General features: G+C 43.6%; 14 protein-coding genes. 9 read left to right on the top strand and 5 right to left on the bottom strand.

Going from position 1 to position 16,238, the window contains the following annotated elements; all coding sequences use genetic code 11:
- Positions 1-31: 31 nt before the first annotated feature.
- From ACCB35_RS04000 to ACCB35_RS04010, 3 genes are all read left to right on the top strand, one after another.
- Complete coding sequence (locus ACCB35_RS04000; RefSeq protein WP_374056944.1) at positions 32-1,186, top strand: Zn-dependent alcohol dehydrogenase; 1,155 nt, start codon at positions 32-34, stop codon at positions 1,184-1,186.
- Positions 1,187-1,346: 160 nt separating this feature from the next.
- Positions 1,347-2,894: a BCCT family transporter gene (locus ACCB35_RS04005; protein ID WP_374055843.1), complete on the top strand. Its 1,548-nt coding sequence runs from the start codon at positions 1,347-1,349 to the stop codon at positions 2,892-2,894.
- Positions 2,895-3,133: 239 nt separating this feature from the next.
- Entirely contained in the window at positions 3,134-3,688 is a 555-nt protein-coding gene (locus ACCB35_RS04010) for a hypothetical protein (RefSeq protein WP_374055844.1), read from the top strand.
- A gap of 124 nt (positions 3,689-3,812) precedes the next feature.
- On the opposite strand, the gene ACCB35_RS04015 is transcribed toward ACCB35_RS04010, so the two are convergent.
- Positions 3,813-4,571: a uracil-DNA glycosylase family protein gene (locus ACCB35_RS04015; RefSeq protein WP_374055845.1), complete on the bottom strand. Its 759-nt coding sequence runs from the start codon at positions 4,569-4,571 to the stop codon at positions 3,813-3,815.
- A gap of 164 nt (positions 4,572-4,735) precedes the next feature.
- Here ACCB35_RS04015 and ACCB35_RS04020 point away from each other — a divergent pair, with 164 nt between their 5' ends.
- The 6 genes from ACCB35_RS04020 (at position 4,736) to ACCB35_RS04045 (ending at position 11,794) form a co-directional block, all read left to right on the top strand.
- Complete coding sequence (locus ACCB35_RS04020; RefSeq protein ID WP_374055846.1) at positions 4,736-5,962, top strand: DUF819 domain-containing protein; 1,227 nt, start codon at positions 4,736-4,738, stop codon at positions 5,960-5,962.
- Between the two features lie 596 nt (positions 5,963-6,558).
- On the top strand, positions 6,559-7,488 hold the full coding sequence (locus ACCB35_RS04025) for an alpha/beta hydrolase (protein ID WP_374055847.1): 930 nt from the start codon (positions 6,559-6,561) through the stop codon (positions 7,486-7,488).
- Between the two features lie 137 nt (positions 7,489-7,625).
- Positions 7,626-9,113, top strand: a complete 1,488-nt coding sequence (locus ACCB35_RS04030; RefSeq protein WP_374055848.1) for a phytoene desaturase family protein — start codon at positions 7,626-7,628, stop codon at positions 9,111-9,113.
- A gap of 15 nt (positions 9,114-9,128) precedes the next feature.
- Complete coding sequence (locus ACCB35_RS04035; protein ID WP_374055849.1) at positions 9,129-9,629, top strand: glycosyl-4,4'-diaponeurosporenoate acyltransferase; 501 nt, start codon at positions 9,129-9,131, stop codon at positions 9,627-9,629.
- A gap of 40 nt (positions 9,630-9,669) precedes the next feature.
- The gene (locus tag ACCB35_RS04040; protein WP_374055850.1) at positions 9,670-10,776 is read left to right on the top strand and encodes a glycosyltransferase family 2 protein; all 1,107 of its coding nucleotides are present in this window, start codon (positions 9,670-9,672) and stop codon (positions 10,774-10,776) included.
- 286 nt (positions 10,777-11,062) lie between these two features.
- On the top strand, positions 11,063-11,794 hold the full coding sequence (locus ACCB35_RS04045) for an Ltp family lipoprotein (RefSeq protein ID WP_374055851.1): 732 nt from the start codon (positions 11,063-11,065) through the stop codon (positions 11,792-11,794).
- Between the two features lie 369 nt (positions 11,795-12,163).
- Here the strand turns inward: ACCB35_RS04045 and ACCB35_RS04050 are convergent, their stop codons facing one another.
- The 4 genes from ACCB35_RS04050 to ACCB35_RS04065 all read right to left on the bottom strand — a co-directional run bounded on the left by ACCB35_RS04050 (position 12,164) and on the right by ACCB35_RS04065 (position 15,476).
- Positions 12,164-12,292, bottom strand: coding sequence for a hypothetical protein (locus ACCB35_RS04050; RefSeq protein ID WP_286163102.1), 129 nt, complete (start codon positions 12,290-12,292; stop codon positions 12,164-12,166).
- A gap of 118 nt (positions 12,293-12,410) precedes the next feature.
- Positions 12,411-12,596 (bottom strand): hypothetical protein, encoded by a 186-nt coding sequence (locus ACCB35_RS04055; protein ID WP_374055852.1) that lies wholly within the window; start codon positions 12,594-12,596, stop codon positions 12,411-12,413.
- A 53-nt stretch (positions 12,597-12,649) separates the two neighbouring features.
- Complete coding sequence (locus ACCB35_RS04060; RefSeq protein WP_374055853.1) at positions 12,650-13,450, bottom strand: type II toxin-antitoxin system SpoIISA family toxin; 801 nt, start codon at positions 13,448-13,450, stop codon at positions 12,650-12,652.
- Between the two features lie 481 nt (positions 13,451-13,931).
- Positions 13,932-15,476 carry a metal ABC transporter solute-binding protein, Zn/Mn family gene (locus ACCB35_RS04065; protein WP_374055854.1) on the bottom strand — a complete coding sequence of 515 codons (1,545 nt, stop codon included), beginning with the start codon at positions 15,474-15,476 and terminating at the stop codon, positions 13,932-13,934.
- Positions 15,477-16,238: the final 762 nt, after the last annotated feature.

Raw genomic sequence — 16,238 nt, forward strand, 5'->3', positions numbered from 1 at the left:
CAATCAGAAACGTGAGGGATGAAAAGTGAAAATGAAGGCGGCAGTAATGGTAGGGTACAACAAGCCTCTAGAAATCCAGGATGTAGAATTGGCAGAACCAAAAGCAAACGAAGTGCTCGTGAAGATGAGTGCGACAGGAGTTTGTCACAGTGATTTAAATGCATTAAATGATGAAAGTACTCCGATCCCGACGATCCTTGGTCACGAGGGAGCTGGAATAGTAGCTGCTATAGGGCCGAATGTAACAAAGGTAAAGGTAGGGGATAAAGTTGCACTCAGCTGGGTGCCTTATTGTGGGACATGTGAGTTTTGTATAACTGGGGCAGTACAGCTTTGTGAATCGGCTTTCGGTCCAATGTTTAACGGAACTCTACTGGACGGCACCAGTCGACTGAGCAAGGATGGTCAACTTATCTACCATAATTCTCTGCTATCCACATTTGCCGAATATACGGTTGTACCAGAATTATCTTGTGTGAAACTTCCAGATGAAATGCCGCTTGCTCAAGCTTCACTAATTGGGTGTGGTGTGGCGACTGGGTTTGGAGCGGCAGTGAATGCTGCAAAGGTTACGCCAGGCTCAACTGTTGCTGTGTTCGGTATCGGCGGTGTGGGAATCAACGCCATTCAAGGAGCCCGGATCTCAGGGGCTTCTAAAATCATAGCTTGTGATGTGAAAGAATCCAATCTTGAAATCGCAAAGAAATTTGGTGCAACCCATACGATTAACGTTTCAAAAGAAGACGCCGAAACAGCCTTAAAAGATCTGACAGGGGGTTATGGAGTCCACTTTGCCATTGACTGCTCAGGTCACACCCGTGCAACTGAAGATGCATGGAGAGGAATGAGAAAAGGCGGCACTCTTGTAGTGGTGGGGGCATTTAATCCTGCGCTGGCTTTAAACATTCCGGCTGGAGGATTTCACCGGGTAGGAAAAGTGATTAAAGGAAGTTTTTACGGGGATACGCAGCCATATCGGGATTTTCCTAGAATCGCCCAGTTATATCTTGATGGCCAATTCATGCTCGATGAATTAGTTCTTGACCGTATTCAACTAGACAATATCAATTCAGCGTTTGATTCCTTCCACGATTGTAACTGCGTAAACGTTGGCCGCTCTGTCATAGAATTCAAATCGGTATTTGAAGAAAAGCCAGACGACGATAAAATCCTGATCGTATCTTAAGTGAACGTCAGCCAGACCCTTAAAAAGGGCTGGCTGACTAATGATACTAGCAAAAAATAGATGAATAGAAGGATGAGAAGAAAAAATAGTACCTATTCATTTTGGTAGTGGTTATTTATACTAAAATGTAAACGTTACCATCAATCCGGGGGGATCATGAATGAAAAATATTAGACATGCTGTCTTTTGGCCGCCGTTTCTATTGCTGATTGGGGCTGCTGTTCTTAGTTTTGTTAGTAAGGATGCGTTTATCAGTACAACGACAAACGCAAATAATTGGGTTATTGCCAACCTTGGCTGGTTATTCAGTATCACCGGGTTGCTTATGGTGGTTGCTTGTATTGGGGTCTACTTTTCACCTCTAGGAAATGTAAGGATCGGTGGTGCAGATGCCAAACCGATGTTAGGTTACTTCAATTGGTTTGCCATCACGCTGACGACCACAATAGCAACACTTACTTTTTGGGGATTGGTAGAACCGGTTTATCATGTTTCTGCTCCACCAGAGTCTCTTGGAATTGAACCAAATAGTCCGGCAGCTGCTGTATTTTCCATGTCAACATTGTTCTTGCATTGGACGATCACTCCTTATGCCATTTACTGTGTTCCTGCAGTGGTATTCGCTTTTGCGTATTATAATATGCGTCAGCCCTATAGCTTAAGCTCCACTCTGGCACCACTTCTTGGTGACAAGCTGAAAGGAAGAACAGGCACGGTAATAGATGCCGTATCTCTATACACTCTTGCATTAGGGATGGCAGCGTCAATGGGAACAAGCATCATGAATCTCTCCGGGGGTCTCAATCATATTTTTGGAGTGAAAAGTTCTCCGTTCCTATGGGCAATGGTAGCACTTGTTGTTACCGCAACATTCGTAATATCTGCTTCTACTGGATTAATGAAAGGTATCAGGATCCTTTCTGATATTAATATGAAAGCATTTATTGCCATCATCATCTTCGTATTCATAGTCGGTCCTACGGCTTATATTGTGAACCTGGGTACAGAATCGTTCGGTCACTACTTAACACACTTTTTCGAGAAAAGCTTATTCACCGGCGCATCAGCAGGAGATCCATGGCCTCAATGGTGGACTACGTTCTACTGGGCAAGCTGGTTTGCCTGGGCTCTTATCATCGCATTATTCTTAGGAAGAATTGCATATGGGTATAAGGTGAAAACGGTCATTCTCGTAAACTTTGTGCTTCCTGCAGCATTCGGTGCAATCTGGATGAGTGTTTTCGGAGGGACTGCCATCAATATGCAAATGACGGGACTCGGCCTTTCAGAAATCATCACAACAAACGGACCAGAATCCGTCTTATACGCTGTATTTTCAGAACTTCCGTTAGCGAAGTTCATCATCCCTTTCTTTGTCTTTATTGTCTTTATCACATTTGTAACAGCATGCGATTCCAACATTGCGGCCATGAGTGGTATCAGCTCAAGTGGAATATCCCCGGAAAGTCCAGAACCTGGAATCATGATCAAGGTTGTTTGGGGTGTAGTTGTCAGTATAATCTCTTGGACAATGATCAGCTTTGCTAATTTAGACGGAGTGAAAATGTTGAATAACCTGGGGGGAGTACCTGCACTATTTTTAGAAATGTTCGTTTTTGCGGCATTGATCAAAATTGCGAGAAATCCTCAGAAGTATGATAAAACGATTCAAGAGAGTAAATCTTCAACATTGAATAAGGTGGGATAAGCCATAAAAAATCATTCAGAAAAGATTCTGGATGATTTTTTTGTTTGTTTTCAATAGGTTACCAAGGGTGAAGCATAGAAACGACTCTGTTGCTTCCGTCCTGATCTAAAAGAAAGCAAAGACCGTCCAAACCCTAATGGTAGGCTCTCAAGTTATTAAATTATGATAATAAAAGACTTGAAAATCTAATTGCTCTAAGCCCATCTCTCACATATAATATTTCGGGGAGGGAAATGCTTATGAAAAAAATACTATTTATTTTGACTGTTGCTCTACTATTCTTAGCTGCTTGTAATTCGGAGGAACCAGTGAACAAAGAATCACAAACCGCAGAGGAACCCGTTGAAGAGAAAGTTCAAGAAGAGGATTCATCAACTGAAGAACCAGTAGAAGAACCAGTAGAAGAACCCGAGGAAGCAGCAGCTGATGAAACGGTAACAGAAGAGGCGACTCAAGAAGTAGAATCAACTGAACCTCTTACCGAGGAAGAAGTGAAAGAAATCATTGATTACTACTCAATTGGGGAAGGCGATGTATTATCCAATGTTTCTGTTGAGAATGGAGAAATCAAAGCCACGATTGATTTAGCACCAAATGACATGTTCTCGGGTAAGGATATGGCCGTTACAAGATATAGTCAATTATCCGATGAATTATTGAATCATGAAGGCTGGGATATCCTAACGATTACATATTCAAATATCGGTACAGTTAGTATGAACCGTATGGAGAAAGAAACAAATGATTTTGGGGATTACTTTCCAACTATGACGATTGAAGAAAGATTAAGATGATGTAGTGAAGCATTCTGTTATAGGATGCTTTTTTTTATATGTAGAAAATTTTTTTCACAAGCATCAGTTGCATAACTCATTGATCCTCCAAATCATGCAACAGATGCTTGTTATTCACCCGCCCCTAAGTTAGCTGAACCTTATTAAAATACGCATCCATTTTCTCCACCATCTCCTGTTTATTCTCAGCAAACTGCCTATGCCGATGCCCATTTCCTCCAGAAGGATGAGGGAAGCCGTTTAAAATGGACTTAGAATCAATAAGACCTTCTTCTGAAAGATAAGTCAGGGCTTTAGAAACGTTCACACCTAAAGGAACGATCAGTGGGTTATTCAGATGCTCCATTTCTTTTGGGAACGATTGAAGTATGAGTTCTCGGAGGACATCTGTCTTCACTATGTTCGGTGTGGAACCACTATAGTTCTTACCATTATAGAAAACAGGATAAGGAAGAACAGAAGTGGTTTGAACTAAATGGCTGGATGATTCAAAAAGCTCACTTGTTGATGTAATCCCTATGTAATTGGGAAGATTAAGTTCATCCAACATGTTGATGAGGTTCTTTCTCATCGGACCTTCAAAGCTCGAGTTCTTTTTGACTTCGTGTAAGACTTCCTCGTCTGTAAGGTTCTCATCTTTTAAGTTCCATACTGTTTCAAATGACTTTTTCATTTGATGAAGGCCTGGGGTAATTCCGACGATGACTACTTTCGCCTGTTCGTTTAGGTGTTCAAAAGGAGCATAGTAGATTTCAAGTTTCTTTTTTGAATCTTTTTCTAATAGGAATGTTTCATTCATAAGAGATTCATTTAATGTCGGTGCAGATAATGAGTGGATTTTATTTTTATATTGATTGAACTTTGAGTAGGCCGCTATAGACAATGTATTTCCTCCTAATGATTCATCTGTTATTAGTATACACGATTTGGAAAATGTAGGGGGTGGGATTGATAAGCTGCCTCCCCTATCGATAATATTTTGAATTTTCCACCTAATATAGGTACTATATTGATAGTGAGGAAAAACTGTAAAAAGGAGGAAACGTTTTGGAGCAGACGTTAATTAAAGCCGATGATTACGTGACGTTGTGGGGAATCATTGTCGTTTGGGCTTCGGTGAGCATTATTTTAGAACAGCGCTACAATTGGGCGGCAAAGATTTCTGGTGCCATTATTGCGCTGATCGGGGCTATTATTCTATCAAATACGGGAGTTATTCCTACTGCGTCACCGGTTTATGATGCTGTCTGGACATTTATCATTCCGCTCGCGATTCCGCTGCTGCTTTTTCATGTGAACTTTAAAAAGATCTGGCAGGAAAGCGGACGTTTGTTGATTCTTTTCTTGATCAGCTCCGTCGGTACGGTTGCAGGGGTGATCATCGGTTTCTTTTTGTTAAAGGATCATATACCAGTCCTTGATAAGATTGGCGCCATGCTCAGTGCATCTTATGTTGGCGGTGGGGTCAATTTTGCAGCCATGGCAGCAAAGTTCGAAGCACCTGGGGAAATGGTTTCTTCCGCCGTGGTCGCAGACAATTTAATGATGGCGATTTATTTCATCGTTCTGATGATGATTCCGGCCATGAGCTTTTTCAGAAGACGCTTTAACGCACCACATGTGGAAAAAGTGGAGGGCGGAAGGATCAGGGAAGAGGGGAAGACACTCGCGGAAAGCTTTTGGGAGCGAAAGGATATCTCTCTAAAGGATATTGCGCTGTCTGTAGGGACTGCCTTCCTGCTCGTGATGGTTTCATTTAAAATCGCCGAATTTCTGGACGGGGTGATTCCTTCCGGTGACGAGACGTCTTTCTTTCTCAATTTGCTGAATGGATTGTTCGGAGACAAGTACTTAATGTTGACGACATTGACATTCCTGGCACTTGCCCTGTTTCCGAAGTATTTTGAATCGATTAATGGAAGCCAGGAAATCGGGACGTTCCTCATATACTTGTTCTTTGTGGTGATTGGTATTCCGGCATCGATCCCACTCATTGTTCAAAATGCTCCGCTGCTGCTCGTATTTGTGTTCATTATTGTGGTAGTGAATCTGGCTGTATCACTTACTGCCGGAAAGCTTTTAAAGTATGACCTTGAAGAAATCCTTCTGGCGAGCAATGCCAATGTCGGAGGACCGACAACGGCTGCTGCGATGGCCATTGCGAAAGGGTGGAAGGATTTGATTGGACCGATACTTGTTGTGGGGACGTTGGGTTATATTATTGGGAATTATATTGGGACGACGCTTGGATTGTGGTTTTCTGGTTTAATGTAAATGGCTCTTGCCCGCAGTTCTTTGCGGGCTTTTGTCATTCTTATGACCGCAAAAGATCGGTTTTGATCCCCTTAGGTTAACAGAACAGATCAAGGAGATCTTGAAGGGAGATACACAATCCATTTTCTCCTTCCCCTGTGGGACAAAGTTATGCAAACAAAGACTATTAAAGTAAGCGGACGGGTATAGGAAACCAAGAGCCGCGTGTCTCTCGTTTTACCTATACAGAGATTATATTCCTGAAGAGGATGGGACAGTCGTGTATCCGGGGCTGGATGGATAGTATGGAGTGGGTACGATGCACACTTCACCTTTTACTTCTTATGAACCACATTCTGAGTTCACAGTATCTATCAGAAAATGAGGTAAGAACCATCCTCGGTTCATCTATAAAGAAGGGGTATCCTACTTTTTCGTGGAATACTAGATAGTAGATGGCCTAATGATCCTTATCTATGAATATCAAAATCTCTACATACTTCCTGAAATGTCGGCCGTACATACTTTTTCAGGAATGAAAGACGGATACCCCTCATTCCCGGAGCAGCACGCCTTAAAAAATGTCAGCTACTATACTACCAAAGGAGGTAATGTTCATGTTCCGTGTCATGATGGCAAAGTTACTGCGCCTCTTTCCTGATCAATCCACCAAAACACCTATGATCCCCCGGCAGAATGTACGAATGAAAAAAGATGTGTTAGTTGAAACCTCTGTCGGGCCCACTTATGTTTCTTTCTATTATCCTTTGGCAGCAAAACAGAAAAAGCTCCCTCTCTATATCAACTTCCATGGCGGGGCGTTCATCATGAATGATAAGGAGATGGATGATCCCTATTGCCGTTACCTGGCGAATCAGGCCGAATGTGTTGTTCTGAATGTGGAATATGGCAAAGCACCCGAGTATCCTTTTCCGAAAGCCATTGAACAGGGTTATGACATCATTCAATGGGTGAAGGGAAGAGCGGAGGAATTGGGCATTGAGAGAGAAAAGGTCATGGTTGGCGGACAAAGCTCAGGCGGAAATATTGCGGCAGCCCTTTGCCTCTATCTTGAAGAGAAGGGGGACGAGCAGCCCCTGCTTCAAGTGCTATCGTGCCCTATGCTGGATTTTGTCACCTCTCATGCTGAGAAGCCGGAACCAGACAAGTGGCGTTCCCGTTTTCCTAAAGCAGCCCATTTTATCCATATGTGTTACGTCCCGGGGAAGGGACAAGCGGGGCATCTTCTCGCTTCCCCTGTCCGAGCCGAGGTTAGCGGCCGATTAGCCGCAGCCCTGATTCTCATAGCCGAGTCCGATGCATTCAGGCCGGAAGCCGAATGTTATGCGGAGAAATTGAAAGCAGCAGGGGTGAACGTTCAAGAGGCGATATTCAGGGGCTGTGCCCATGCGTTTACCCATCTGGGACCGAAAGGAAGAGCAGAAGAGGCATGGCAATTGATCGCAGGCAAAATCAAAGCTGTGGCTGAAGCCCCTCCATTGAACCATGACCCAAACACATTCAACGTTTTTTCTTATAGGCAGTGAGGGTATAAAACAAGTGTGGAGGATACAGACTTGATGTATTGGAAAAAGCACTGGCACAAGGCCAGGCAGATGTTGAATGTGTTTAGATAACCATACATACTCCAAACAAGATTTCCGAACAGGAGGAACGGTGACCATTGAAAAATAAAACGGTACTTATCATTGGAGGCGGACTCGGCGGGGTGTCGGCTGCCATAACACTCGCACAGGCGGGATACGATGTCTCCTTATATGAAAAAAACGATCACATTGGAGGAAAGTTGAACAGGCTCGAGCAAGACGGCTTTGGTTTTGATCTCGGCCCGTCCATTTTGACGATGCCCCAGATCTTTGAGAAATTGTTTGCGGCCAGCGGGAAATCGATGAAGGATTATGTCCAGATTGAAAGGCTGGATCATCAATGGCGTTCCTTCTTCCCCGATGGAAATGTCATAGACTTGTATGAAGATATGAACGACATGCGGGAGAAAAATGCCTCTCTCAGTGAAAAGGACATTCGTGAATATCAGCGTCTGCTGGAGCATTCGAAGACCCATTACGATATGACGGATAAAACCTTATTTAAAGGTGCGGATACGGCCAGAGGAATCGTCAAGCAGGCGGGACTGTTCAGTGTCTTGAAGAACATTGACCTGATGTCCACGGTGCATAAATCCCTCGATAAGCGGATCAGTCATGAGCAGTTTCGCGATATGCTCTCTTATTTTATCAAGTATGTGGGTTCGTCCCCTTACGATGCGCCGGCCGTGATGAATATGATGATCTACATGCAGCATGAGCAGGGAGCATGGTACGTTCCCGGCGGTTTGCACAAGCTCGCGGATGCTCTTGTGAAGCTGGCGGAAGAAGTGGGGGTGACCTTTCACCTCGGAAGGCAGATCGTCAAACTAGACAAGAAGGATGGCGACATCACAGGAGCCGTTTTGGAAGACGGGACACGGGTGACGGCCGATCATTATGTGTCCAATATGGAAGTCATACCAGTGTACGAGCGGTTACTGGAGGAAGACGGCGATTATATTCATAAATTAAAAAAGAAATTCGAACCGGCGAGTTCCGGCCTTGTCATGCACCTCGGTGTGAAGAAGAGTTATCCGCAGCTCCGTCATCACAATTTCTTTTTTGCCGAAAATATGAAAGAGCAAATGGAATCGATTTTCCACCGCCATGAACTGCCGGAAGACCCGGTCATTTATCTCGTCAATGTCAATAAGACCGATCCGACACAGGCCCCTCCAGGACATGAAAACATCAAAGTGCTTCCTCACATTCCGTTTATCCGGGATGAGAATCCGTATACTCAAGCCGACTATGAACAATTCGCAGAACGGGTCCTGATCAAGCTGGAGAAGATGGGCCTCGATGGCTTGCGTGAGAACATTGTCACGAGGGACATGTGGACACCGGAAGATATCAGGCGTACGTATGGCTCCGACCGAGGTGCGATTTATGGGACCGTGTCAGACAGTAAGAAGAATAAAGGGTTGAAGCATCCGAAACAGAGTGAAAGGTACGACAACCTCTATTTTGTTGGGGGGACGGTGAACCCCGGAGGTGGAATGCCGATGGTTACCTTAAGCGGCCAGCTTGTCGGAGAGAAAATTATGGAGAGGGATTCTGGATAAAAAAGGGGTGATGTCATGATCGTCTCACTTCCTGACCATTGGATCATCCTCATTGATGTGATTGCCTGGACGTTCTTTCATCTCGCCATTTCGGCCGTTTGTTTGAAACTGCCGTTGACGTGGTTTATGAAAGACCATTTCTGGTTCCGGACGTTCCCTTTTGAACAGTCCGGGGCATTGTGGCAGCGTATATTCCGTGTGAAAGCGTGGAAGGGATTAATTCTGGATGGCACGATTTTTTTCAAAAAGGGATACAGTAAAAAGGGGCTGCATGGAACGAAGTCGAGGGACTTGATGGTGTTTGCCGCAGAAGCGAAACGTGCGGAACTAACCCATTGGCTCTCCATTCTTCCTGCTCCACTGTTCTTCATATGGAATCCTGTATGGGCAGGATGGGGGATGGTCCTGTATGCCCTTGTTTTCAACCTTCCGATTATTGTGGTTCAGCGGTACAATCGGGGGCGGATATCGGCGATTACGTCAGGTGTTGGAAAGAAAAGACTACATAAAAGTTGAACGGGGATTGGCGCTATTCTAGAAGAAGGAGGGAGATGGCATGACCGCTTCAGAAGTAATCAATCTCATCTTGGGTGTCCTGGGGGTGATCATTGGCATGATCATGTTTTGGTCCTTGCCGGTTCCAGGTTTCATCTCAAGAAGTACGGCCGGTTTGCCGTTTCTGTCCATCATTATCCCTGCCAGGAATGAAGAAGGCAGGATTTCCCCGTTATTAAAGTCGTTGCAGGAGCAGCGATTCAGGGGATTTGAGGTTCTGTTGGTGGATGATGATTCATCTGATCGAACTGTTGAGGTCGCAGAAAACTACGGTGTCACGATCCTGCAGAATAAAGGGGCGGGGAAGTCGTCTGCCTGCTGGCGCGGTGCCAAGGAGGCAAAGGGGACCTGGTTGCTCTTCCTGGATGCCGATACCCGATTCACCAGTGTGGATGGATTACGTAATCTTATTCATTATTACCAGGGAAAGGGAGCAAGGGGTATTCTCGCCTTGCAGCCCTATCACACAGTGGAGCGTGTGTATGAGCATCTCTCCATTGTCTTTAACATCATCGTGGTGGTAGGGATGAATCTATTCACCGTCTGGGGATCTCGGTTCAAAGCCGCCGGATCGTTCGGTCCATGCATTCTATGTAATCGCGACGATTACTTTTTATCCGGAGGGCATGAAAAGATCGAGGGGGCCATCATGGATGATCTGGCACTGGGAGAGGCCTTTTTGGATCAGAACCTTCCCGTTCGCTGCCTGGGCGGCAGGGGGATCATTTCCTTCCGCATGTATCCGGAAGGGGTGGGAAGCCTGATCGAAGGCTGGTGCAAGAGTTTTGCCGTTGGTTCCAAGTCCACTCATCCCGCTGTCATGTTGTTGGTCATCCTCTGGATTACTGGAAGTTTGACCAGCGCGTCTTCATTGATCTCTTCGATGATAGAGGGAAGTACTGCCGCTCTGATCGTCTATGGGGTATTGTATATCCTCTATGCCGTTCAAACGGCATGGTTTGCCCGCAGGGTCGGGAATTTCAGATGGGGGTATTTCCCTATATATCCGCTTTTCTTTTTATTCTTCGCCGTGATTTTCCTTTATTCTTTTGTCCGGGTGAATGTGTTTCATTCTGTGAAATGGAAGGGGCGGAAGATAAAGGTGTGAAGGGCTTTGGAAGCAAGGGGCCGGTTTTGCTTCGGTTCGAATAAAAAGGAAGCATGGGAACCGTCCCGTCCCCATGCTTCCTGTGGTTTTCTGGTTTAATGTGAACTGAGAGAGAATTTTCTGAAGTGAAAGTAAAACGCAGCATTCGATCCCGGATGCTGTGTTTTTTTTGAGACCAAGGAAGCCAAGTCGAAGTTACCCCCTGTCCCCTTGGTTCCCTGCATGTTTGATAAGTAAGGAAAATATACTACCTATGTAAGCTTACTATATGAAGGGGGTACAGATAGTGGGGGAATCACCAAAAAAGAAAAAACCGTTCTATAGAAAGTGGTGGGTCTGGGTCATTGTTATCCTGATTGTGGCAGCAGCTTTTGGTGGGAATGATACTGAGACGGTTGATACGAAGGAAAAGGAAGTCAAGTCAGAAGCTACCGAACCCGTGGCGGTTGAGCCAAAAGAGTCAGAAGAGAAAAAAGAGGAAACTAAAAAAGAGGAGCCTAAAACCGAAGAGCCAAAAACAGAGGAACCCAAAAAAGAAGAAGCAAAAGTGGAAGATGATGTTCCCGCAGAACATACATCCGCTTTGATGAAAGCGGAAACATACGCAGAGATCATGAATATGTCCAAAGCAGCGATTCACAACCAATTAGTTTCAGAGTATGGTGAAAAGTTTTCCGAGGAAGCGGCTGCGTATGCCATGGAAAACCTTGAATATGATTGGAAGGATAATGCTTTGAAAAAGGCGGAATCTTACTCTGATACGATGTACATGTCGAAGCAAGGCATCTATGATCAACTTGTTTCAGAGAACGGTGAACAGTTCACTGCGGAAGAAGCACTATATGCGATTGATACAATGAAAGCCGATTTTAAGAAGAACGCCTTGGAAAAAGCAAAAAGTTATCAAGACTCCATGGCCATGTCACCAGAAGCGATACGAGACCAATTGGTTTCTGAATACGGCGAACAGTTCACTCAAGAGGAAGCGGATTACGCTATTCAACATTTAACTGAATAAAATCTTAAACATAAGTTAGTGTTTGACCCTTAACATAGTAAAACGTTACCGTTCAAAGGGGAGACACTATTTTTTTACAAAAAGAGAAACATAAACTTATAAAAGGAAAAAGACATCGTGGAACATTCAGGAAGCTCTTTTTCCTTTTTCTTCATACTGTACTTCGGAGGTTTTCTCTAAGTAATCCCTAAGATCAGCTGCATTTTACTGACAACTCCAAAACCGAACCCGTAAGTATGCTTAGGGGCTTTTTATTTTGGACATAGCAGTCACGGCCATATATACATAAAAAAAAGCGAGCTCCATGCTTGCTTTTTTATGTTTCATATTCTTTTTAGAATGATTCCATCCTGCTGTCTATCCACTACCTTACCCAAACATCCCTTTAATTGACTTAATGACTTTCAGTGCTTCTTTATTCTTTTTATCTATTTTGGTTTCGCCTTTGAGATGCGTGACTTTTTTGGGGGTTGGCTTCTTATTAGGATTCTTGTCCATGTTTTTTCCCTCCTGTCAGGGTTTCATTACTATCCATCTTATTCAGGAGTGGGAAGAAGTATACAACCAATTAAAAAAGCAGGATGCATGATTATGCTTCCTGCGCGTCTTGTGACTTCTATTGATTGTTGATAAATTGCAGCACCTTTTTATTCAACTGCTGGACATTCCGAGACATTTTGCTCGTTGATTTCTCAGATAGATGGGTCACTCTGGAAGCAGTGGCTGACACTTTCACCCGCCGGCCGTTTACCGTGATCACTTTGCCATTTCTTGATTCTTTTTCTTTAAATTGCCCGATCATGTTAAACCCTCCCTTTATGAAGTGGTCTTTCTATCATTATACCACGGTTCGTTTTAAAGCGAATAGAAGAGATAGATTAAATTGGTGATGTGGATCGCATCTACCTCTAACACATCACCCATTTCCTTTTTTAAGACGATAATGAACTGGTCTGTATTCATAAATACCGGTACAAGCATGCTTTCGTCATCAACAAGGGACACGACAGCTGATTGTGCCAGGCTTTCTACATCTTCTTCTTCACTGTTTAAGTCAAAATTATTAATGGTCTTGATTTGTTCTACTGTCATCCTGATTCCTTCTGTTAAGCGGTAGGCTTCGACAAGCACTTGGATCTCATCAGCAGCCAATCCTCCTATCACGGCCGGATCTACATCCTCTGCTGAAAACTCTATATCCCGGACCCGGTGAATCTGCACGTTGAATCCGAACTTCTCGGCATACATATCCAGATAGTTTTTCAACTCTTGTTCCGTGTAACTTCTTGAGGAAAAGAGAAGCTCATTGTTTTTCTGGATCATTTCAGAGACTGCTTCAACCCGGTAGACCATAGCTTTATGGATCTTGTCATTGGTCTTGATGATATCTTCCACATAATCGGTGTATTGAAACTCGGCACTCCAAATTTTCATAATGCTCGGAGTAAGAAGAATGGCTAAATCCATAAAAATCACGATTGCAGTCAAGGTCAAGATAAACTCCCAATTAGACAATTGGAGTTCATCCATCAACAAACCGATGGATATCGCTCCTATAAACAATGTATACAGGGTTTTCCGCAGTGTCCGCAGAGACAAATGATATTCTAATGGTTGAAAAATGAAAAAAACCGCGATGTAAATTTTAAACGCCATATCTACCCTCCATTGCTTATATCGTTTCCTGTCTCACAATCTATTATTCTAATTTTCAGTAAACTATCTGTCTATTTTATCTTACCGGAAAATAGGTTGATGATTCCATTTATTTTCCTTGGGTAGTCTGAATCAGCTACGGTCGATGCACCAGAAAAGCAGGTACCGCGTTTTTTTTTCTGAAAATAGACCGGAGTACATGTCCCTGTGGGTTCTCAAGACGGCGAATGAAGTGGAAGTGAAGATCGCGAATCACTAAATTAAAATCATTGATAAAGAAGGGAGCCACTATTTATTCAAGAGGCTTCCTTTAATATTGACTCACCCTTGTGCATTTCAACATTTCATTAATGGTAAGGACCAGTATCAATGTATACACTATTTTAAATGTACGAAAATCACTTCTCTCTACAAAAATATCCGGTGCCCTAATGGGTCACCGGATATAATCCTATCAGATATTTTTCTCAAGGAGGTTAAATCAATGCATCATCATTTCATCAGCGATTTCCTCACCGCTCAAGTCAGAAGGGAAATAGGTTGGCCAGTTCACGACTTCCTCAAGCAGCGCTTCCCGGTCATCTCCCCAATACAAGTGATAGTGGTGTGAATCGGTTGGGGCAATGCTGTGATCACTAAACTGGATGTAGGTTGGCATCTTTCCTTCCGCCTCGTCAGTAAGCTTGAAGATATAGCGCACTCCACGGTTCCCCTTCTCATAGGTTAGAATTTCATATCCGTCATAGGTATAGTGTCCAGACGATTTTTTCCCATTTTCAAAGAAGGTGAACGTATCCCCATCAATCTTGATGCGCTCGACGCCCGTTTTGTATCCGATGGTATAGTACTCTTTATACTCTTCCGCCGTCTTATCGCCGTCTTCTGCTTTGTGAGCAAATACTTCATCGAGGGTCCCATCCAGTAAATAAGGGTAAACGGATTGCCAGTCACCTTCCCAGTCAGATAGCTCACGATCTTTCACTTGCTCATCTTCAAAGTACCCATCATAAATTTTCTGGGCTTCTTCATCTAATTCATGGCTATGATCATGGTCGTGCTCTTCCGGTTCTATGGCAGGTGCCTGTTCCAATGCTGTCTGCAGCTGTTTCAGGTTACGTCTCATCAGGGTAAAATAGTCTTCATCCTTTTCAATATCTTCCTCTGTGAGTACAGACAGGTTATGGAGTCTGAGTGTTTCTGCACCTATTTCATCCCTTACGACTCCAGCGATTTTCGTTGTGATGTTCTGCTCAAAAAAGATATGCTTTAATCCATATTCTTTAGCTGTCTCAACAATGGTCTGGAGTTCTTTCTGAGACGGTTCATGTGTCGGGCTGAGTCCCGAAACAGCAATCTGGTGTACACCATACGCCTCTTCCCAATAGCCATAAGCGGCGTGAGAGACGATAAAGTGATTGCCTGATGTTGCTTCCAGTTCAGTGGAGAACTCCTGATCAAGAGCTTCAAGGTCAGCCTTGAGTGTTTCAAAGTTTTCATTGAATAGTGTCTCTTGTTCAGGTTTCAATTCTACTAATACGTTCTTAATGTTCTCTGCCATTTCAATGGAGCGGATTGGATCCAGCCATACGTGAGGATCAAGGTCTCCGTGGTCATGATCTTCTTCATGATCGTGGTCATCGGCTCCTTCATTCATCTCAATCCCTTCAGATGCTTCAACGACTTTCACATCTTCAGCCTCTACAGCCTCGGTAATTTTGTCCGCATACGCCTCCATCCCTGCACCATTCATAATAAATGCATCTGCTTCGGCAATGGCCAATACATCTTTAGAAGTGGGCTCATATGTATGTGAGTCCGATCCGGGAGGTAAAAGGGATTCAACTTTCGCTTCTTCTCCAGCAATCCTTTCTGCAAAAAACTGCAGGGGATACACCGTAGTGAAAATGTTCACCGGATCCGTTGAAGACGCCTCCTGTCCCTCACTATTAGTCTCATTATCTTCTCCGCATGCAGCAAGGGAGAGGACCATTACTATACTAAATAAAGCCATCCATTTTTTCTTCATATGTATCCTCCTTATGATTTCATAGAATAATATATCGTAACAATTACGATTTGTAAATAGGAATTGTTACGATTTATGGTTGGGTGGTTGCCAAGGGGACAGGTACCTTGGAAACGCAGTAATCTTACAAAAGAGGAGGGATAGCATGTTGATTATGAAACATGTGAAGGAGGAATGTCAGATAGAGAGTTTGCAAGTGGATGAGGTGGTGACGGGGTTGAGTAGTGTATTGGATTGAATTTTACATATGATAGTTCTAAATCTTCTTTCTTATGGTAACCCTAGCTAGTGATGACCCCAATCATAATGTAGCTCTGATTTCTTTTCAAATTAATCTACGGTGTTATGATGTTGGGGTTATTTTTTGTTTAGGGTAGTGGTGTCAGACCCCAGCACCCTAAAGGCTTACACGTATTGGTTTGGTTATCCGACCGTATTGTGCGTTATTTGTTCAAATCACATATAGCCTCCTATCTCAAGAATTAGACAAACCCCAAAATAAAATAGAAAAGTAGAAGATATTCCTTGTTGGGAAAGTAAAATGACTGTATAGGTCCTGGTTTTTTTATCCTATAAATTCACTTGAAATGGAGTTTCTGGAAGGGACGAACCTGGGCCAATACTAGAGTATATCAGACGAATCAGCCTGAATTACGTGGCTGATTATCCATCCATCTTCCGTTTTCTTATCTTTGAAATAAGGTCTATATACCTATAGTGATTTCCCAATAGGTTACAGGCGTGACCAATGCTATATTCAAA

Source organism: Rossellomorea sp. FM04394, from assembly GCF_041889765.1.
In the GTDB taxonomy this organism is placed as follows: domain Bacteria; phylum Bacillota; class Bacilli; order Bacillales; family Bacillaceae_B; genus Rossellomorea; species Rossellomorea aquimaris_B.

Bases quoted from the DNA above. Each gene is read 5' to 3' on its own strand.
- ACCB35_RS04065 (WP_374055854.1), bottom strand. From the start codon at position 15,476: ATGAAGAAAAAATGGATGGCTTTATTTAGTATAGTAATGGTCCTCTCC.
- ACCB35_RS04005 (WP_374055843.1), top strand. From the start codon at position 1,347: ATGAAAAATATTAGACATGCTGTCTTTTGGCCGCCGTTTCTATTGCTG.
- ACCB35_RS04035 (WP_374055849.1), top strand. From the start codon at position 9,129: ATGATCGTCTCACTTCCTGACCATTGGATCATCCTCATTGATGTGATT.
- ACCB35_RS04010 (WP_374055844.1), top strand. From the start codon at position 3,134: ATGAAAAAAATACTATTTATTTTGACTGTTGCTCTACTATTCTTAGCT.
- ACCB35_RS04000 (WP_374056944.1), top strand. From the start codon at position 32: ATGAAGGCGGCAGTAATGGTAGGGTACAACAAGCCTCTAGAAATCCAG.
- ACCB35_RS04060 (WP_374055853.1), bottom strand. From the start codon at position 13,450: ATGGCGTTTAAAATTTACATCGCGGTTTTTTTCATTTTTCAACCATTA.
- ACCB35_RS04050 (WP_286163102.1), bottom strand. From the start codon at position 12,292: ATGGACAAGAATCCTAATAAGAAGCCAACCCCCAAAAAAGTCACGCAT.
- ACCB35_RS04025 (WP_374055847.1), top strand. From the start codon at position 6,559: ATGTTCCGTGTCATGATGGCAAAGTTACTGCGCCTCTTTCCTGATCAA.
- ACCB35_RS04055 (WP_374055852.1), bottom strand. From the start codon at position 12,596: ATGATCGGGCAATTTAAAGAAAAAGAATCAAGAAATGGCAAAGTGATC.
- ACCB35_RS04040 (WP_374055850.1), top strand. From the start codon at position 9,670: ATGACCGCTTCAGAAGTAATCAATCTCATCTTGGGTGTCCTGGGGGTG.